The sequence below is a fragment of the Microvirga sp. BSC39 genome (genome assembly GCF_000739015.1).
GTDB lineage: Bacteria > Pseudomonadota > Alphaproteobacteria > Rhizobiales > Beijerinckiaceae > Microvirga.
In genome coordinates, this window is sequence record NZ_JPUG01000076.1 from 97,650 (window position 1) to 114,927 (window position 17,278).

16 protein-coding genes and 1 other RNA gene are annotated in these 17,278 nt (G+C 65.2%); 9 read left to right on the forward strand and 8 right to left on the reverse strand.

All coding sequences use genetic code 11. The features are described from left to right. Position 1: 1 nt before the first annotated feature. The 5 genes from MA07_RS21540 to MA07_RS21560 form a co-directional block, all read right to left on the reverse strand. Positions 2-1,117 (reverse strand): microcin C ABC transporter permease YejB, encoded by a 1,116-nt coding sequence (locus MA07_RS21540; protein WP_036356626.1) that lies wholly within the window; start codon positions 1,115-1,117, stop codon positions 2-4. After that, positions 1,117-1,485 (reverse strand): DUF4260 domain-containing protein, encoded by a 369-nt coding sequence (locus MA07_RS21545; RefSeq protein WP_036356628.1) that lies wholly within the window; start codon positions 1,483-1,485, stop codon positions 1,117-1,119. Before MA07_RS21545 ends, MA07_RS21540 begins: the two co-directional genes overlap by 1 nt. A 39-nt stretch (positions 1,486-1,524) precedes the next feature. Further along, the gene (locus tag MA07_RS21550; RefSeq protein ID WP_036356629.1) at positions 1,525-3,390 is read right to left on the reverse strand and encodes an extracellular solute-binding protein; all 1,866 of its coding nucleotides are present in this window, start codon (positions 3,388-3,390) and stop codon (positions 1,525-1,527) included. Next, on the reverse strand, positions 3,387-5,231 hold the full coding sequence (locus MA07_RS21555; protein WP_036356631.1) for an extracellular solute-binding protein: 1,845 nt from the start codon (positions 5,229-5,231) through the stop codon (positions 3,387-3,389). The genes MA07_RS21550 and MA07_RS21555 overlap by 4 nt, the downstream gene beginning before the upstream one ends. A gap of 154 nt (positions 5,232-5,385) precedes the next feature. Further along, positions 5,386-6,069, reverse strand: a complete 684-nt coding sequence (locus MA07_RS21560; protein ID WP_036356634.1) for a cytochrome c family protein — start codon at positions 6,067-6,069, stop codon at positions 5,386-5,388. A 270-nt stretch (positions 6,070-6,339) separates the two neighbouring features. On the opposite strand from MA07_RS21560, the gene MA07_RS21565 reads away from it, so the two are divergent. The 3 genes from MA07_RS21565 to MA07_RS21575 are packed head-to-tail and all read left to right on the forward strand — an operon-like array spanning position 6,340 to position 8,464. After that, positions 6,340-7,083 carry a 3-deoxy-manno-octulosonate cytidylyltransferase gene (locus tag MA07_RS21565; protein ID WP_036356639.1) on the forward strand — a complete coding sequence of 248 codons (744 nt, stop codon included), beginning with the start codon at positions 6,340-6,342 and terminating at the stop codon, positions 7,081-7,083. Further along, the gene (locus MA07_RS21570; protein WP_036356642.1) at positions 7,080-7,934 is read left to right on the forward strand and encodes a prephenate dehydratase; all 855 of its coding nucleotides are present in this window, start codon (positions 7,080-7,082) and stop codon (positions 7,932-7,934) included. The genes MA07_RS21565 and MA07_RS21570 overlap by 4 nt, the downstream gene beginning before the upstream one ends. Then, positions 7,931-8,464: a GNAT family N-acetyltransferase gene (locus tag MA07_RS21575; protein WP_052003410.1), complete on the forward strand. Its 534-nt coding sequence runs from the start codon at positions 7,931-7,933 to the stop codon at positions 8,462-8,464. Before MA07_RS21570 ends, MA07_RS21575 begins: the two co-directional genes overlap by 4 nt. Positions 8,465-8,874: 410 nt before the next feature. On the opposite strand, the gene nudC is transcribed toward MA07_RS21575, so the two are convergent. Then, the gene (nudC, locus tag MA07_RS21580; protein WP_036356646.1) at positions 8,875-9,777 is read right to left on the reverse strand and encodes an NAD(+) diphosphatase; all 903 of its coding nucleotides are present in this window, start codon (positions 9,775-9,777) and stop codon (positions 8,875-8,877) included. 14 nt (positions 9,778-9,791) lie between these two features. Beyond that, positions 9,792-10,202, reverse strand: coding sequence for an HIT family protein (locus tag MA07_RS21585; protein ID WP_036356649.1), 411 nt, complete (start codon positions 10,200-10,202; stop codon positions 9,792-9,794). A gap of 142 nt (positions 10,203-10,344) precedes the next feature. Between MA07_RS21585 and ffs the strand changes: the two genes are divergently transcribed. The 4 genes from ffs to recR all read left to right on the forward strand — a co-directional run bounded on the left by ffs (position 10,345) and on the right by recR (position 13,313). Next, positions 10,345-10,443, forward strand: an RNA gene (gene ffs / locus MA07_RS29205) — signal recognition particle sRNA small type. 27 nt (positions 10,444-10,470) lie between these two features. Continuing rightward, a complete protein-coding gene (locus tag MA07_RS21590) occupies positions 10,471-12,297 on the forward strand; it encodes a DNA polymerase III subunit gamma/tau (protein ID WP_036356653.1) in 1,827 nt (608 codons plus the stop codon). 15 nt (positions 12,298-12,312) lie between these two features. Further along, entirely contained in the window at positions 12,313-12,633 is a 321-nt protein-coding gene (locus tag MA07_RS21595) for a YbaB/EbfC family nucleoid-associated protein (protein ID WP_036356656.1), read from the forward strand. A gap of 74 nt (positions 12,634-12,707) precedes the next feature. Then, positions 12,708-13,313, forward strand: a complete 606-nt coding sequence (gene recR / locus MA07_RS21600) for a recombination mediator RecR (RefSeq protein WP_036356660.1) — start codon at positions 12,708-12,710, stop codon at positions 13,311-13,313. A 115-nt stretch (positions 13,314-13,428) separates the two neighbouring features. On the opposite strand, the gene MA07_RS21605 is transcribed toward recR, so the two are convergent. Next, positions 13,429-15,015 carry a histidine kinase dimerization/phosphoacceptor domain -containing protein gene (locus MA07_RS21605; protein WP_036356662.1) on the reverse strand — a complete coding sequence of 529 codons (1,587 nt, stop codon included), beginning with the start codon at positions 15,013-15,015 and terminating at the stop codon, positions 13,429-13,431. A 153-nt stretch (positions 15,016-15,168) separates the two neighbouring features. Here MA07_RS21605 and dapD point away from each other — a divergent pair, with 153 nt between their 5' ends. Both dapD and dapE read left to right on the forward strand, forming a co-directional pair. Then, a complete protein-coding gene (dapD, locus tag MA07_RS21610; protein ID WP_036356664.1) occupies positions 15,169-16,014 on the forward strand; it encodes a 2,3,4,5-tetrahydropyridine-2,6-dicarboxylate N-succinyltransferase in 846 nt (281 codons plus the stop codon). Positions 16,015-16,018: 4 nt separating this feature from the next. Beyond that, the gene (gene dapE, locus MA07_RS21615) at positions 16,019-17,182 is read left to right on the forward strand and encodes a succinyl-diaminopimelate desuccinylase (protein WP_036356667.1); all 1,164 of its coding nucleotides are present in this window, start codon (positions 16,019-16,021) and stop codon (positions 17,180-17,182) included. Positions 17,183-17,278 lie beyond the last annotated feature (96 nt).

Genomic DNA, 17,278 nt, shown 5'->3' on the forward strand with positions numbered 1-17,278 from the left:
CTCACGCCTCTCTGGTCTCGAAGTCGATCCGCGGATCGATCCAGGTGTAGGTGAGGTCGGACACGAGGTTCACCGCCAAGCCGACGAGCGAGAAGATGTAGAGGTTGGCGAACACTACCGGATAGTCGCGGTTGACGATGGACTCGAAGGAGAGGAGCCCCAGCCCGTCGAGGGAGAAGATCGTCTCGATGAGGAGGGCGCCGGCGAAGAACGCCCCGATGAAGGCGCCGGGGAAGCCCGCGATCACGATGAGCATCGCATTGCGGAAGACGTGGCCGTAGAGAACCTGCCGCTCGGAGAGACCCTTCATGCGGGCGGTGAGCACGTATTGCTTGCGGATCTCGTCGAGGAACGAGTTCTTCGTGAGCAGGGTCGAGGTGGCAAAGGCCCCGAGCGCCATGGCGGTGATGGGCAGAACGAGGTGCCAGAAGTAATCCGCGATCTGCCAGTACCACGGCATGAAGGCCCAGTTCTCGGAGGTGAGGCCGCGCAAGGGGAAAAACTGCCAGAACGACCCGCCGGCAAAGAGCACGATCAGCAGGATCGCAAAGAGGAAGCCCGGGATCGCATAGCCGATGATGACGACGGCCGAGGTCCAGATGTCGAAGGTGGAGCCGTCCCGCACCGCCTTCTTGATCCCGAGCGGGATGGAGATGGCGTAGGAGAGCAGCGTCATCCAGAGGCCGAGGCTGATCGAGACAGGCAGCTTCTCCTTGATGAGCTCCAGCACCGAGATATCGCGGAAGTAGCTCTTGCCGAAATCGAAGCGCGCATAATCCCAGATCATCTTCAGGAAGCGCTCATGGGCCGGCTTGTCGAAGCCGAACTGCGCCTCGAGCTGCTTGATGAACTGCGGATCGAGCCCCTGCGCGCCGCGATAGCGCGACGAGGAGGCATCCCCCGCGGCTCCGCCTCCGGGAGCTTGACCTCCGCCCGCCATGTCGCCCCCGCCGCCGGAGATGCGCGAGGTCGCGCTCGAATCCTGGCCTTGAAGCTGGGCGATGATGCGCTCCACAGGGCCGCCGGGGGCGAACTGCACGAGCACGAAGGAGATGAGCATGATCCCCAGGATGGTGGGGATCATGAGGAGAACGCGACGCGCAATATAGGCCAGCATCAAGCGCCTGCTGCTTGCCGGCCGATGCGGCCAAGATGGGTGTCGTTGAAGCCGGACGAGTATTTCAAGCCATATCCCAACATGCGGTCGAACCCGATATGCGCGGCCCAGATGGCCGCGATCCCGAGCAGCATAGAGTGATCGAGGAAAAGACCAAGCCCTGCGAGGAGCGCAGGCCCCAGGGTGGAGTGCAGGGCATTGTACGCCACCGCTCCAAGCCGGGGACCGGCAAGGTAGCCCGCAAAGCTCAGGTCGGGCGTCAGGAAGAGAACGGCATAGAGCCACCAGGAGGTGCCGGTATAGGCATAGGCCCATGTGGCCAGGATGAAGAGGGCGAGGCCCTCGAGGCGCAGAAGCAGGCGGGGCATATCCGCCTCATGTCGCGTCGTTGCAGCTGTGTCCAAGCCTTACCCTCGCCCGATCCGTCTCGCCTTCTCAGCATCGTACCACCAGGTTCCCGGTGCCCCTGAGGCAAAGCGCGGCTTCGTTTCGGGACGCGAGAACTGGTCCCAATAGGCAAGCCAGTCGCTGGCCTTGAACCACATGGGAATCCAATAATGGCCTGAACGGAGAACCCGGTCCAGGGCGCGGCAGGCGATGTTGAGCTCCTGGCGCGACTTTGCCTTGCCGATGGTCTCGATCAGCGCATCGACGGCCGGGTGCTCGATCCCGGCCAGGTTCTGCGCACCGGGCGTGCGGGCGGCTTGTGAGCCGTAGACGGTCCGCAGGCTGTCACCGGGCGTCGTGGAGCCGACGAGGGCCCGACTCGTCATGTCGAAATCGTAATCGTTCAGCCGCTGCTGATATTGTGCGGCATCGACGATGCGCGAACGGGCATCGATGCCGAGACGCTTCAGGTTGTTCTGGAAAGGCTGGGTGTGCGGCTGAAGAAACGGCGAGGAATCGAGGAACTCGATGGTGAGGGGCTGTCCGCTCGGCAGCTTGAGAACGCCGCCCTCGCGCTTGCACCCGGCCTGCCGCAGAAGTTCGTCCGCCCGGCGCAGCAGCTGCCGGTCCTGCCCCGAGCCGTCGGAGACGGGCGGCAGGGGAGGCTCGCCGAACACGGAGGCCGGCAGCTTGTCCCGGAAGGGCTCCAGCAGCGCCAGCTCCTCCTGCGACGGCTGCCCGACGGCCTTCATGTCGGAATTCTCGAAGAACGAGGTCGTGCGGCGATAGGAGCCGAACATGATGTTCGTGTTGGTCCACTCGAAATCGAAGGCGAGGCCGATCGCCTCGCGGATGCGCGGTTCCTTGAACATCTCCCGGCGGGTGTTGAAGTACCAGCCCTGGATCGGCGCCGGCAGGGTGTTCGGCACTTCCTCCTTCTTGACGCGGCCTTCGCGGACGGCGGGAAAGTCGTAGCCCGTCGCCCAGGTCCGTGACGTCGCCTCCTCGTGGAAGTTGAGCGTCCCGTTCTTGAAGGCTTCGAATGCCACGGTGCGGTCACGGAAATACTCGTAGCGAATGCGGTCGAAATTGTTCTGACCCACATTCACGGGCAAGTCCTTGGCCCAGTAGTCCGGCACGCGATCGAACTCGATGAAGCGCCCGACCTCGAAACGGCCGACCTTGTAGGGTCCTGAGCCGAGCGGCGCTTCCAACGTCGAGGCCTCGAAATCCTTGCCCTGCCAGTAGCGCTCGGAGAGGATCGGCATTCCGGCGACGACGAGATGCAGGTCGCGGCTGCGCTGCGGCGTGAACTGGACGCGCAGAACCTCGTCGGACTCCGCTTCCGCCGAGGCCAGCTGCGTCAGGATCTGGGTGAAAATCGGATGACCTTTGGTCTTCAAGATGTTTAACGAGAAAGCCGCATCCTTCGCGGTCAGCCTCGATCCGTCAGGAAAGCGCGCTTCCGGCCGCAACGTGAAGCGATAGGTGAGCTTGTCATCGGAGATGCGCACGCTCTTCGCCACGAGGCCGTAGAGCGCATCCGGCTCGTCGCCGGACCCTGCCATCAGGGTATCGAAGGTTCCGGCCATCCCGGCTGCGCCGTCGCCCTTCAGCACGAAGACGTTGAGCGTGTTGAACGTGTCGAAGTTCTGGTTGCCCAGCGTCTGCTTGATCTGGATCGCCAGCGTGCCGCCTTTCGGAGCCGCCGGGTTCACATAGTCGAAATGCTTGAAGTCGGGCGGGTATTTCAGCTCGCCGAAACTGGAGAGGCCATGGGTTTCGGTCCCGCTGCCCTCCTGCGCCCAGCCCGCGCGAGGAAGGAGCGAGAGAGCAGCGCTCGCCGCTCCCGTCTGAAGAACCCTGCGGCGGCTGAAATCTCTCATCGCGGCGCTCCCGTCTTGGCGGCCTTGGCTTCATCGTACCACCAGATCGTCGGGAAGGCGGCTCCGCCATAACGCGGCATGTTCTCGGGACGGCTGTAGCGGTTCCAGCGGGCGGTGCGCTGCTTGAGCGACGTCCATTGCGGAACCACGTAGTCGTGCGCCAGCAGCACGCGGTCGAGCGCCTTCGTGGCGGCGACCAGCTCGTCCCGGTCCTTGGCGAAGATCACGCGATCGATGAGTGCGTCGACCGCTGGGTTTGCGATGCCGGCGAGGTTCTGCGAGCCTTCGCGTTTCGCAGCCTGTGAGCCCCAGAATTCACGCTGCTCATTGCCGGGCGACGACGACTGAGGCCAGAGGCCGGTGGTGATGTCGAAGTCGAAAGAGCGGGTCCGGTTGGTCTCCTGAACATCGTCTACGATACGCACCGTTGCGGCGATCCCGAGGCGTTTGAGAGACTCCGAATAAGGCAGGAAGATGCGCTCGTCGTTGGGCGAGCTGCCGAGCAGCTCCGCATTCAGGACTTCGCCCTTGGCGTTGACACGGCGACCGTTCTTGATGTCCCAGCCCGCTTCCTTCAGCAGGCGGTCGGCCTCGCGCAGGTTGTTGCGAATGGCCTCGGGGGAGTCATTGATCGGGTTCTTGTACGGCGTCGTGAAGACGGAGGGCGGAACCTTGTCGCGCACGGTCTCCAGGATCTCCAGCTCCTTGCCCTCGGGCAGCCCCGATGACGCGAGATCCAACCCGTAGAAGTAGCTCGAAGGCCGCTCGTAGAGACCGTAGAAGATCGTCTTGTTCATCTCCTCGAAGGGGAAGGCGAGGTTGAAGGCTCGGCGGACGCGCTGGTCCTTGAACTGGTCCCGCCTGAGATTGAGCACGAAGGCCTGCATCCTGCCGCTCGCACGGATCGGGAATTCCTCAAGAACGACACGTCCTTCCTGGCGCGCTGGAAAGTCATAGCCGACGGCCCAGTTGCGGGCGCTGTTCTCATAGCGGAAGTCGATGCGGTCGCCCTTGAAGGCTTCGAGCAGCACCGTCGCGTCGCGGTAATATTCGAAGCGGATCTCGTCGAAGTTGTTCTGGCCCACATTCACGTTGAGGCTCTCGCCCCAGTAATCCTTCACCCGCTCGTAGGATGCGGTGCGGCCCGCCTCGAAGCTCTTGAGGCGGTAGGGGCCCGAGCCCAGCGGCGGCTCCAGAGTTGTCTGCGTGATGTCGCGCTTGCGCCCGTCCGGCGTTGTGCCTTCCCACCAGTGCTTGGGCAGGACGAGCAGCTGCCCCATGATCTGCGGCAGCTCGCGGTTGCCCTTCTCGTCGAAGGTGAACTTCACCTCCCGGTCGCCCAGCTTCTCGGCCTTCGTCACGTTGGCATAGTAGAAGGCGTAAGTGGGGCTGTTCGCCTTCAGCGCCTCGAAGGAGAAGATCACGTCATCGGCCGTCACCGGCTGTCCATCGTGCCAGCGCGCCTCGGGGCGTAGCCGGAAGGTGACGGAGGAATAATCCTCAGGGTAGGAAAAGGCCTCTGCCAGGAGACCATAGGACGAGTTCGGATCGTCCAGGGCAGGGGTGGTCAAGGCCTCGTAGATGAGGCTGAGGCCTCCCTCGGGAGATCCCTTCACGCCGGCCACCACGATGTTGAAGCTGTCGAAGGTGCCCTGAACCCCTAATCGGACCAGCCCGCCCTTGGGAGCATCCGGATTCACGTAGTCGAAATGCTTGAAGCCTGCGGGGTACTTCGGCTCGTCCAGCAGGACCGATCCGTGCCGCCATGGAGCTTCCTGGGCTGCGAGGGGGCTGAGGGCAAGGCACGCGGTCAGGAAGCTTGGCACAAGGATACGGATCACACGGCGTCTCCTGAATGGTGAGGCGTCTGTTTCTAGCTACATTTTTGGGCGCAGCAGGGCGAGCGCAAGGGACAACGCACGAAAGGCGAGGTGGCTTGAAAAGAAAAAGCCGGGCGTTTCGGCCCGGCTCTCCTGAATGTGAAAGTGATGCGCTTTACTGGGCCGCGGGAGCGGCAGGAGCAGCGGGCGCTCCTCCGGCGGGAGCTGCTGCAGGAGCCACAGCGGGCGCTGCCCCACCAGCAGGAGCGGCGGGAGCTCCACCGGCCGCCGGCGCCGCTGCAGGCGCCGCAGCCGCGGCGGATGCCTCGGGGAACGGAGGAGCGCTGGGGGAGACCGACTTCAGATAAGCGATGAGGTCTGCCCGCTCCTTGGCCTGGGCGATGCCGGCGAAGGCCATGATGGTGCCGGGAACGGCCTGCTTGGGGTTCTGGATGAAGGCGTTGAGGATCTCGTAATTCCAGTCGCCGCCCTTGCCCTTCAGCGCCGCCGAGTAGTTGAAGCCCGCGTGAGACGCGAGAGCACGTCCGACGACCCCGTGCAGGTTCGGGCCGACCTTGTTGGCGCCGCCCTCCTCGAAGGTGTGGCAGGAGGCGCACTTCTTGGCCGCGGCCTGACCCTTGGCCACGTCGGCGCTGGCGAGAAGAACCGGAAGCGGCTCGGCCGGAGCGGCGGCACCGCCTGCGCTCGCGGCAGCGCCTTCTTCCGGCGCCGGAAGGTCGTAACCTGGAACGGCGGGCTTATGGGGAGAAAACAGGCCGCCGGCGATGACATTGACGCCGACCACGAAGAGAAGCGAGGCGAAAACGGCGCCCGCGATCTTATTGGTCTCGATATTCATGAGTGAGGCTCTCCTCGCCTTCGTAAAAGCGGCGAAACCAGCGCAGCAGAAAGGATCCGCAGGCGGGTGCCCGCGTCGGGGCGTTGCTTAGCCGTTGTCATGGGGGTTTGACAATGGGGTTTGCGGAGGTTTTCGCCGTTCTCGTGGTCGCAGTTTGATGTTGCAACGCATTCGGGCGCCCCAAGGTCCCCGTATAGAGTGCCGCACGCATGACAAACAGAACCCGCCTTGCTAAGGACGCTCAAGCCCTTAGCCCTTGAAGATCGCCCCATGTCCGACCCTCTCGTCCTCATCCCGGCCCGTCTGGCCGCAACGCGCCTGCCCAACAAGCCGCTCGCCGACATCACCGGCGAGCCCATGATCGTTCATGTGTGGCGCCGGGCGATGGAGGCCGGGATCGGGCCGGTGGCGGTGGCCACCGACGCACCCGAGATCGCCGAGGCCGTGGCACGGGCGGGCGGTCAGGCGGTCATGACACGGGCGGACCATGCCTCCGGCTCCGACCGCATCTTCGAGGCTATGGAAAAGCTCGACCCGGAGGGGCGGCACGACGTGGTAGTGAACGTCCAGGGTGACCTGCCGACGGTCGATCCCCGGGCTATCGCGGCCTCGATCACTCCGCTCTCCGATGCGGAAGTGGATCTGGCGACCCTCGTGGCCGTCATCCGGCGCGAGGAGGAGGAGACCAATCCCAACGTGGTGAAGATGGTGGGAAGCCAGCTCTCCCAGGGGCGGTTCCGCGCACTCTACTTCACCCGAGCGACCGCACCTTACGGGGACGGGCCGCTCTATCATCACATCGGCCTCTACGCTTATCGGCGCAGAGCGCTGCAGCGGTTCGTCGGCCTACAGCCGTCACCCCTCGAATTGCGCGAGAAGCTGGAGCAGTTGCGCGCGCTGGAAGCCGGCATGCGCATCGATGCCGTTGTCGTCGACGATGTGCCGCTGGGTGTCGATACCCCTCACGATCTGGAAAGGGCGCGCGACATGATCGCAGCTCGGAGGACAGCATGAGCAAGTTGATTTCGTTCCAGGGCGAGCTGGGCGCCAATTCCCACACTGCCTGCGCGCAAGCCCGTCCCGACTGGGAGGCGCTGCCATGCCCGACCTTCGAGGACGCTTTCGCTGCCGTGAACGAGGGGCCGGCGAGCCTCGCCATGATCCCGATCGAGAACTCGATCGCCGGTCGCGTGGCCGACATCCACCATCTGCTGCCGACCTCGGGGCTGCACATCGTCGGCGAGCATTTCCTGCCGATCCATTTTCATCTGATGGCCATCCCTGAGGCCAATCTCGGCACCGTCAAGGATGTCTACAGCCACGTCCATGCCCTGGGCCAGTGCCGCAAGATCATTCGCAAGCTGGGCTTGAAAGCCCATGTGGCCGGCGACACCGCAGGTTCGGCGCGCGAGGTGGCGGAATGGAAGGACCCGACCCGGGCGTCGCTGTCGCCCCGCATGGCGGCCGACATCTACGGCCTGAAGATCCTGGCCGAGAACGTCGAGGACGAGGCGCACAACACCACCCGGTTCGTCATCCTGTCCAAGACGCCGCAATGGGCTCCCGCCAACAACGGCCCCACGGTCACGTCCTTCGTGTTCCGCGTCCGTAACCTGCCGGCAGCCCTCTACAAGGCGCTCGGCGGATTTGCCACCAACGGCATCAACATGTCGAAGCTGGAGAGCTATATGCTCGAAGGCGAGTTCCTGGCGACGCAGTTCTACGCCGAGGTTGACGGCCACCCGGAGGATGCGAACCTCAAGCGGGCGCTCGAGGAGCTGGAGTTCTTCTCCCGCGAGCTGCGCATCCTCGGCGTCTACCCGGCCGATCCGTTCCGAGAGAAGATCAGGGAAGCGGCGGAGTGACGATCCGCATCCGCGACGCCGCTGAGGCCGATGTGGAGGGCATCGCCAGGGTCCACGTTCAGGGCTGGCGCGAGACCTACAAGGACTTCCTCTCACCCGAGGCCCTGGCGGGTCTCTCCGTCGAGGAGCGGGTGCAGCTATGGCAGAGGGCCCTGGCCGAGCCGGAGCCCAGGGCCAAGCTTCTCGTGGCTGAAGCCGATGGCGGCGAGATCGTCGGCTTCATCCGAGGCGGGCCGATCCGCGGCAAGGGTGCCGAGCTGCTCGCGACCGAGGCCGAAATCTTCGCCATCTACCTGCTCGACAGGGTGAAGCGGCAGGGCATCGGCCGCAGGCTCATGGCCGGTGTGTTCGATCATCTCTCCGCTCATGGCCTTCGTTCGGTCGGCCTGTGGGTCCTGAGAGACAACCTGTCCGCCCGCCGCTTCTACGAAACCCTGGGCGGCACGGCGGGGCCCGAGCAGTCCTTCGACCTGCGCGGTCAGATGGTCACCGAGGTCGCCTACCGGTTCGATTTGACCCTGCAGGGATGAGCCCGCTCCACCAGCTTGTCACCCCGGCGGCCGCGAGGCCGGGAAGGGGACCACTGGCACGTGCTGTCGCCATGGATTCCCTTCCCCTCCGCTGCGCTCCGGCCGGGAATGACACCCGCTATGCACCCCTACAACCTCATCCTCACCGCCGTCATCCCGGACGGCGGAGCCGATCCGGGATCGTCCTCAAAATAGAACGCTGTCATCCCGGGGCGGCGCAGCCGAGCCCGGGATCCATAACCGCTGACGAGGCAGGATGAAGCGTAACGCTGCCCGCCTTCCCTAGAACGTCGTGTTTATGGATCCCCGTCTGCGCGGGGATGACACCGGCGAGGTTCCGGCGCTCCAGCCTGAAAACGATCCCGGATCGGCTCCGCCGTCCGGGATGACGCTCTCGAACGAGGAGCCCTCTACTCCTTCACCCATTCCCGGATGAGGTGGTTCGCGATGGCGATCGGGGCCGGCGCCAGGAATTCCTCGTGGCTGCCCTCCAGCATGCGCCGGACGTCGTCCTTGGTGAACCAGCGGGCGTCCTCCAGCTCCTCGCCGTCGAAGGCGATGTCGTCCGTGAGCGCTTCCCCGATGCAGCCGATCATGACGTTCGACGGGAAGGGCCAGGGCTGGGAGGCGCGGTAGCGCACCGCGCCCACCCGGATGCCGGCCTCCTCGAAGGTTTCCCGGCGCACCGCGTCCTCGATGGTCTCGCCCGGCTCCAGGAAGCCCGCCAGGCAGGAATACATCTTCTCCGGAAAGCGCGGCTGGCGGCCCATCAGGCACCGGTCGCCGCGGGTCACCAGCATGATCACCACCGGATCGGTGCGGGGAAAATGCTGGGCGCTGCAATTGGCGCAGTCGCGGCGAAAGCCTGCCTGGGCTGCTTGCGTCGGGGTGCCGCAATTGGCGCAGAAGCGGTGACGCCGGTGCCAGTCGAGCAGGGACTTCGCCATGGCGAGCATCCCGAGCTCTTCTTCCGGCACCAGACCGCGCACCGCGATGGATCGCAGGTCGACGGCAGTGAGGACCGGATCGTCCTGGAACAGCTCCGCCGCCTCGGGCGCCGCCAGGGTCGCCACCACCGGACGGTCGTTCAGGGTGCCGAGGAAAATCTGCTCCTGATGGTCCGGAAGGCGCCCCAGGATCGTGGCCGGCAGGAGGCTCGTTCCCGGCTCTCCGGTCTGCAGGATGGGGAGGTCCCCGGCTAGGACGACCATGGCGGTCCAGGGATTGGCCACGGCGTTGGCGATCGCTTCCGGGTCCCGCTCCGCGCTGTGGCGGACGAGCGGGTTCGTGATGTAGGCGATGGGTCGGGTCATGAATCGATCCTGGGTCAGGCCGCCGCGAAAAGAGTGGCGGCGCGCTCGATCAGGGCAGAGGCCGCATGAGGAGGGTAGGGGGTCCGGGTGCCGTGGCCCCAGACGGGACCGGGCCAGGCCGGATCGGAGCGGAAGCGCCCGATCACATGAACATGGAGCTGCGAGACGATGTTGCCGAGCGCGCCCACATTCACCTTGTCGGGTTTCGAGAGCTCCAGCATCACCCCCGTGGCGATGCGGATCTCCTGCATCAGCTGGGTGGATTGCTCCTCGGACAGGTCCGTCAGTTCGCTTAACCCCTCGATGCGGGGCACCAGGACGAACCAGGGAAAGCGTGCGTCGTTCAGCAGCAGAACCGAGGAGAGGGCGAGGTCGCCGACCGGGATCGTGTCGGCTTCGAGCCGGGAATCGAGCTGGAATGTCATGAGGCTATGTAACCGAGCCCGCGGCATCCTGTCAGCCAGTGTTCCTCAGTGTCCTGCCCGGTCGCCAGTGGAGAGCGGGGATGACCGGACAGGTGGCTCGTTTCCAACTTGCGTTTCGGGTTCGATGCCCTCATATAGCCGGTGGGAGGTTGGCGAGGGACGTCTCACTCGCCAACCGGGTCAGGTCCGGAAGGAAGCAGCCCTAACGAGACCGAACGGGTCTTCGTCCAGCCTCCCACCTAAAAGTTTCTCCAAAGCCTTGCAGTCGATGGACGATCCCACAGCCGGCACGCCCCTGAACGACGAGCCGGCCCTGCCGGGCTTTCCCGCCGCGCCCGCGCCTGCTCAAGCAGCCCCGGCCTCGCCCTACCGCGTTCTTGCCCGCAAATATCGCCCGCGCACCTTCGACGACCTGATCGGCCAGGAGGCCATGGTCCGCACCCTCTCGAACGCCTTCGAGACGGGCCGCATTCCCCAGGCCTGGATGCTCACGGGCGTTCGTGGCGTCGGCAAGACCACCACGGCCCGCATCCTGGCCCGCGGCCTGAACTACCAGCGGTCCGACGGCTCCGGCGCTCCCACCATTCACATGCCGGAACTCGGCGTCCATTGCGAAGCCATCATGGAATCGCGGCACGTGGACGTGCTGGAGATGGACGCGGCGTCGCACACCGGCATCGACGACGTGCGCCAGATCATCGACGGCATCCGCTATTCGCCCGTCTCGGCCCGCTACAAGGTCTATATCATCGACGAGGTCCACATGCTGTCGGAGAAGGCGTTCAACGCCTTCCTGAAGACGCTTGAGGAGCCGCCGCCGCACGCGAAGTTCATCTTCGCCACCACGGAAATCCGTAAAGTGCCTGTCACGATCCTGTCCCGCTGCCAGCGCTTCGACCTGCGCCGCATCGAGGCCGACAAGCTCGTGGGTCATCTCGGCCGCATCTGCGACGCCGAGGGCGTGAAGGCCGACCAGGAGGCGCTCGCAGCCATCGCCCGTGCGGCGGAAGGCTCGGCGCGCGATTCCCTGTCGCTGATGGATCAGGCCATCGCCCATGGGGCCGGCGTGGTCACGCCCGACACCGTGCGCGACATGCTGGGGCTCGCCGACCGCAGCCAGGTCATCGATCTCTTCGAGGCCGTGATGCGCGGCGACGTGCCGGCGGCCTTCGCAGGCTTGCGCTCGCAATACGATGCCGGTGCGGACCCGGCCGTGATCCTGTCCGATCTCGCGGCCTTCTCGCACATCGTCACCCGCCTCAAGCTGATCGCGGAAGCCGCCAAGGATCCCGCCCTTTCCGAGATCGAGCGCACCCGCGGCATGGACTATGCCGGGAAGCTCTCGGTCAGGACCCTGTCCCGCGCCTGGCAGATCCTGCTCAAGGGCATCCTCGAGGTTCAGGCATCCAACCGCCCGATTGCCGCAGCCGAAATGGTGCTCGTGCGCCTGGCCTATGCGGCCGATCTGCCGACGCCCGATGAGGCCCTGCGCGCCCTGAAGGATGGCGCTCCGCTGCCCGCAGGCGGTCCGGCTCCCGCGCCGTCGCGGCCGTCCGGCCCCGCCACCTCCGGCACCATGGCGCTCGCGACCTCGCAAGCCCAGCCGCAGCCGCGCCCTCAAGTCCCGCAGGCAGAGCCGACCATGCGCCTGCGCCGATTCGAGGACGTAGTGGCGCTCGCCGGCGAGAAGCGCGAGATTGTGCTCAAGGCGGCGCTGGAGCGCGACGTGCGCCTCGTGCGCTTCGAGGAAGGCCGCATCGAGCTCAGCCTCACCGAGACCGGTAGCCGCACCATCGCCAACGATCTCACCCGCGCTCTCCAGCAATGGACCGGTGAGCGCTGGATGGTGGCGCTCTCCTCCGAGGAAGGCGCCCCGACCCTGCACGAAAAGGCGGTCGCGGCCGAACGCGAGCGCAAGGAGGGGGCGGCCAACCATCCTCTCGTTCAGGCCGTGCTCTCCAAGTTCCCCGGCGCGCAGATCGTGAACGTCATCGAGCGGTCCGAGAAAGCAGGCGAGGACGCGGAAACCGAGATCCTCGGCGAAGAGGATGCGGCGGCGGCCCACGAGACGGAAGAAGACGACGATCTGTTTTAAAACAAGGATGCGGTCATGAAGGACATCATGGGACTGATGAAGCAGGCTCAGGCGATGCAGCAGAAGCTGCAGGACGCCCAGGCCGAGCTCGACACTCTCGAAGTCGACGGCACGGCCGGCGGCGGCGTCGTGACCGTGAAGGTGACCGGCAAGGGCAATCTCAAGTCGATCAACATCGATCCCTCGCTCATGAACCCGGACGAGAAGGAGATTCTGGAGGACCTCGTCGTGGCCGCCATGAACGACGCGCGCGGCAAGGCGGAACGCGCCGCGCAGGAGCGCATGGAAAGCATCACCAAGGGCCTGCCTCTGCCCCCTGGCTTGAAGCTGTTCTGAGCGGAGCATCGCGCGAAGAAGTGGATACCGGTTCTTCGCATCGGGCGATGCGACATTAGCAAAAGAGAACCTGAATGGCCCAACACGTTGCCGGTCCTGAGATCGAGCGCCTGATCCAGTTGCTTGCCCGTCTGCCGGGGTTAGGTCCCCGCTCGGCGCGGCGCGCGGCGCTCCATCTCATCAAGAAGCGCGAGACGCTGCTCAACCCGTTGAGCGATGCCATGCGCATCGCCAACGAACGCATCGTCGTGTGCTCGTCCTGCGGCAATGTCGATACGTCGGAGCCCTGCACCATCTGCCGCGATGCCAAGCGCGATCCTTCGATTCTCGTCGTGGTGGAGGACGTGTCCGATCTCTGGGCGCTGGAGCGCTCGGGTGCCGTCAGCGCCAAGTACCACGTGCTCGGCGGCGTGCTCTCGCCGCTCGATGGCGTGCGTCCCGAGCACCTGAACCTGGAGCGCCTCGTCGCCCGCGTGTCGGAGCCCGGCGTAACGGAAGTGATCCTGGCGCTCAACGCCACGGTCGATGGGCAGACCACGGCCCACTACATCACCGAGCTGCTCGCGCATCTGCCCGTGAAGGTGACGAAGCTTGCCCACGGCGTGCCCGTCGGCGGCGAACTCGATTATCTCGACGAGGGCACCCTGTCGGCGGCGATCCGCCAGCGCACCTCGTTCTAGTAAAAATCCATCCCTTTTCGTCATCCCCGGGCTTGTCCCGGGGATCCACGTCTTCTTCCGGCAGAATCTCTTAAGACGTGGATGGCCGGATCAAGTCCGGCCATGACGGCGGAGTTTATGCCGGAATGTCGAGCCGGAACACCGTGCCGCCCTCGGCCGTGAGACTGAACTGGCCTCCGAGCTGCTGAGCGAAGGATCGGATGAGCTTCATGCCGAGGGACGAGTCGTTTTCGGGTGCGCCCGACACGCCCTTGCCGGTATCGCGCACGATGATTTCGATCCGGCCGTCGATCCGCCGTGCGGAGACGAGAATGCGGCCGCCTTCGCCCGGTCCAAAGGCATGCTTGAACGCATTGGAAATCGCCTCAGTGATGGCAAGCGCCAGGGGAGCGCCCCGGTCGAGGTCGATGACGATCGGTTCGGCCTCGAGGTCGACGATGATCCCACGGGCGACCGCCCCGTAGGTGGCGGACAGCTCGGGAATGAGACGCCCGAGATAGTCCTGGAGATTGATCGTGCCACCCGTATCCTTGCGATAGAGGATGTCATGGATCAGCCCGATGGAACGCAGTCGATCCTGCGTTTCCTGGAACGCCGACTTCACCCCCGGATCCGAGAACCGGCGGGCCTGCATCTGCAGCAGGCTCGATGTGACCTGCAGGTTGTTCTTCACCCGATGGTGGATTTCCTGCAGCAGCATGACCTTGTCGGAAAGCGCCTTGCCGAGGCTCTCGTTCGCCTGCTGCAATTCTTTCTGCGTGTTTTCCGTCTGATGGCTGAGCCGCACCCCGATCCAGGTGAGCCAGCAGAGCGCGATCAGCACGATGGCCGTGATCCCGGCGCTCCAGTAGAAGCCGGTCGTCCAGGCCGCCAAGGCCGTTGCGACCGGAACGCTGGCCGTGACGGTGACAGGCCAGCGGTCCAGCCGGCGAAAGGAGATGATCCTCTCGATGCCGTCGCCCATGTCGTTGGCGCGGTAGGTTCCGCTGCGCTGTCCCTCCATCTCGTTGAAGAGCGCCGTGTGGCTGACGCCCGTGTCCGTCTGGTTCGGGGTGAGCCCCGTGCGGGCAATGACGCGCCCATCTCGCCCCCAGAGACCGAGAATGACGTTGTCGTCCTCGATGTAGGGTCGCGAAATCTCCTGCAGGAAAGCCGGGCGCAGGGCCACCTGCGCGACCCCGTCGAAGTCGCCGTTCAGATCGGGAATGCGTCGGGAATAGGTATAGAGGATTTCCTTGGTGAGCCGACCGACGATGGCGCCGCCGACAAAGCTTTCAGCCCCGGCTCGGTGTGCCTTGAACCAGGACCGGTCCGCAAAGCTCACCGCTTCCCCCAGCTGCGGGATGGATACGCCAACCGCTTTGCCATCATGGTCGATGATCAGGAACAGATCGCTGGCGGAGGATCTCTGCGTCAGCCCGGCAAGGTACTGGCTGGCGTCGGTCGTCTCGCTCAAGGCATCGACCCCGCCTCTCAGGCGCACATAGGCAATGATGTCGTTGAGGATCAGGTCGCTCGTCTCGAGGGTCCGCCGTGCATACTCCTCCATCAGGAGAGCAAGATCCTGCGTGGCGGCCTCGGCGCGGTTCAAGGCGCTGCGGTATTCAAGCCACAGGAACGCCCCCCTGATCCCGATCACGGCAACGGCGAACAGGATCGCCGTGGCGTAGAGAACGCTGCGCATATCGCGGACAGGGATCATACGGCGGGAGCTCAGGTCCGAAGCTGTGGGCGGAACGGGTGCAGACCGGACCCTATGCCAGGCTTTCACCCGGTGTCCACATCATAGATCAGGTGACAGGCCCGAGCCCCGTTGCTAATCAGACGGCAACGAAACCCTTGCTCCGAGCTGCTCATGTCCACCACCGACCTCGCCCAAACGATCGATGCCGCCTGGGAGGACCGGGCCAATGTCAGCGCCTCCACAACAGGAGCCGTGCGGGAGGCGGTGGAAGAAGCCCTGCGCCTTCTCGATCACGGCAAGGCCCGTGTGGCTGAGAAGGTAGCCGGCGGCGAGTGGCAGGTGCATCAATGGCTGAAGAAGGCCGTGCTGCTCTCCTTCCGCCTCAACGACATGGAGGTCATCGGCGGCGGGCCGGGTGAGGCGACCTGGTGGGACAAGGTGCCGTCCAAGTTCGCCGGCTGGGGCGAGAACCGCTTCCGCGCCGCGGGCTTCCGGGCCGTGCCGAACTGCACCGTGCGCCGCGGCGCCTACATCGCGCCCGGCGTGGTGCTGATGCCCTCCTTCGTCAATCTCGGCGCCTACGTGGACGAGAACACCATGGTCGACACCTGGGCGACAGTGGGTTCCTGCGCCCAGATCGGCAAGAACGTGCACCTCTCCGGCGGCGTCGGCATCGGCGGCGTGCTGGAGCCGCTCCAGGCCAACCCCACCATCATCGAGGACAACTGCTTCATCGGCGCCCGCTCCGAGGTGGTGGAAGGCGTGGTGGTCGGTGAGGGCTCGGTGCTCTCCATGGGCGTGTTCCTGTCGGCCTCCACCAAGATCATCGACCGCAACACCGGCGAGATCTTCGTCGGCCGCGTGCCGCCCTATTCGGTGGTCGTTCCTGGCTCGCTCCCCGGAAAGCCGCTGCCGGACGGCTCTCCCGGTCCGTCCCTCTACTGCGCCGTCATCGTGAAGCGGGTCGATGCGCAGACGCGGGCGAAGACCGGAATCAACGAGCTGCTGCGCGACTGATCCGATGGACCATTCACCCCTCTCCCTCGCTCAATCTCTCCTGCGCTGCCCCTCCGTGACGCCCGAGGAGGGCGGAGCGCTGGCCTTCATCGAGGGCGTGCTGAAGGAGGCGGGGTTCGCGGTGCACCGTCCGGTCTTCTCCGAGCCGGGCACGCCGGATGTCGAGAACCTCTATGCCCGTTACGGCTCGGGCGATCCTTACCTGCTCTTTGCCGGCCACACCGATGTGGTCCCGCCCGGCGATTCGAGCCGCTGGAGCCATGACCCGTTCAGCGGCGAGATCCAGGGCGGTGAGCTCTACGGGCGTGGCGCAGTCGACATGAAGGGCGGGATCGCCTGCATGATGGCGGCGGCGCTCGACTTCATCCGCAACACTCCCGGGTTCAAGGGCTCCATCGGCTTTCTCATCACGGGAGACGAGGAGGGGCCGGCCATCAACGGCACGGTCAAGCTGCTCGAATGGGCGAAGGGTCGCGGCGAACGCTTCGATCATTGCATCCTGGGCGAGCCCACCAACCCGAACCGGCTCGGCGACATGATCAAGATCGGCCGGCGCGGCTCGCTCACGGGCCGGGTCGTCGTGGAGGGCAAGCAGGGGCATGTGGCCTATCCGCATCTGGCGGAAAACCCGATCCCCGGCATGCTGCGCCTGCTCTCCGGGCTCCTGAGCGAACCGCTCGATCAGGGCACGGAGCATTTCGACGCATCGAACCTGGAGGTCACCACGGTCGATGTGGGAAATCCTGCCTCCAACGTCATCCCGGCCGAGGCGCGGGCCACTTTCAACATCCGCTTCAACGATCTCTGGACGCCACAAAGCCTGGAGGAGGAGATCGACCGCCGCCTGCGCGAGGCTGCCGGCAACACGGTGCGCTACCGCCTCACCATGGACCCGACCAACGCGGTGGCCTTCCTGACGCCGCCGAATGCCTTCGTGGGCTTCATCGCCGATGCCATCGAGGCCGAGACCGGTTTCCAGCCCAAGCTCTCCACCACGGGCGGCACGTCGGATGCTCGCTTCATTGTGAAGGACTGCCCGGTGGTGGAGTTCGGCCTCGTCGGACAGACCATGCACCAGATCGACGAGCGGGTGCCGGTGGCCGATCTGGACCGTCTGACAGGGATTTACCGCAAGGTGCTCGACGCCTACTTTGCCGCCGCATCCTGAAAGCCCAAGCCTGGCTATTTAGACTAAAGTCGGAAATTGAACGGAACGTTTTGGGACGCCCGCCCATTCACGTGAGCAATCGTCTTCATTGATGAG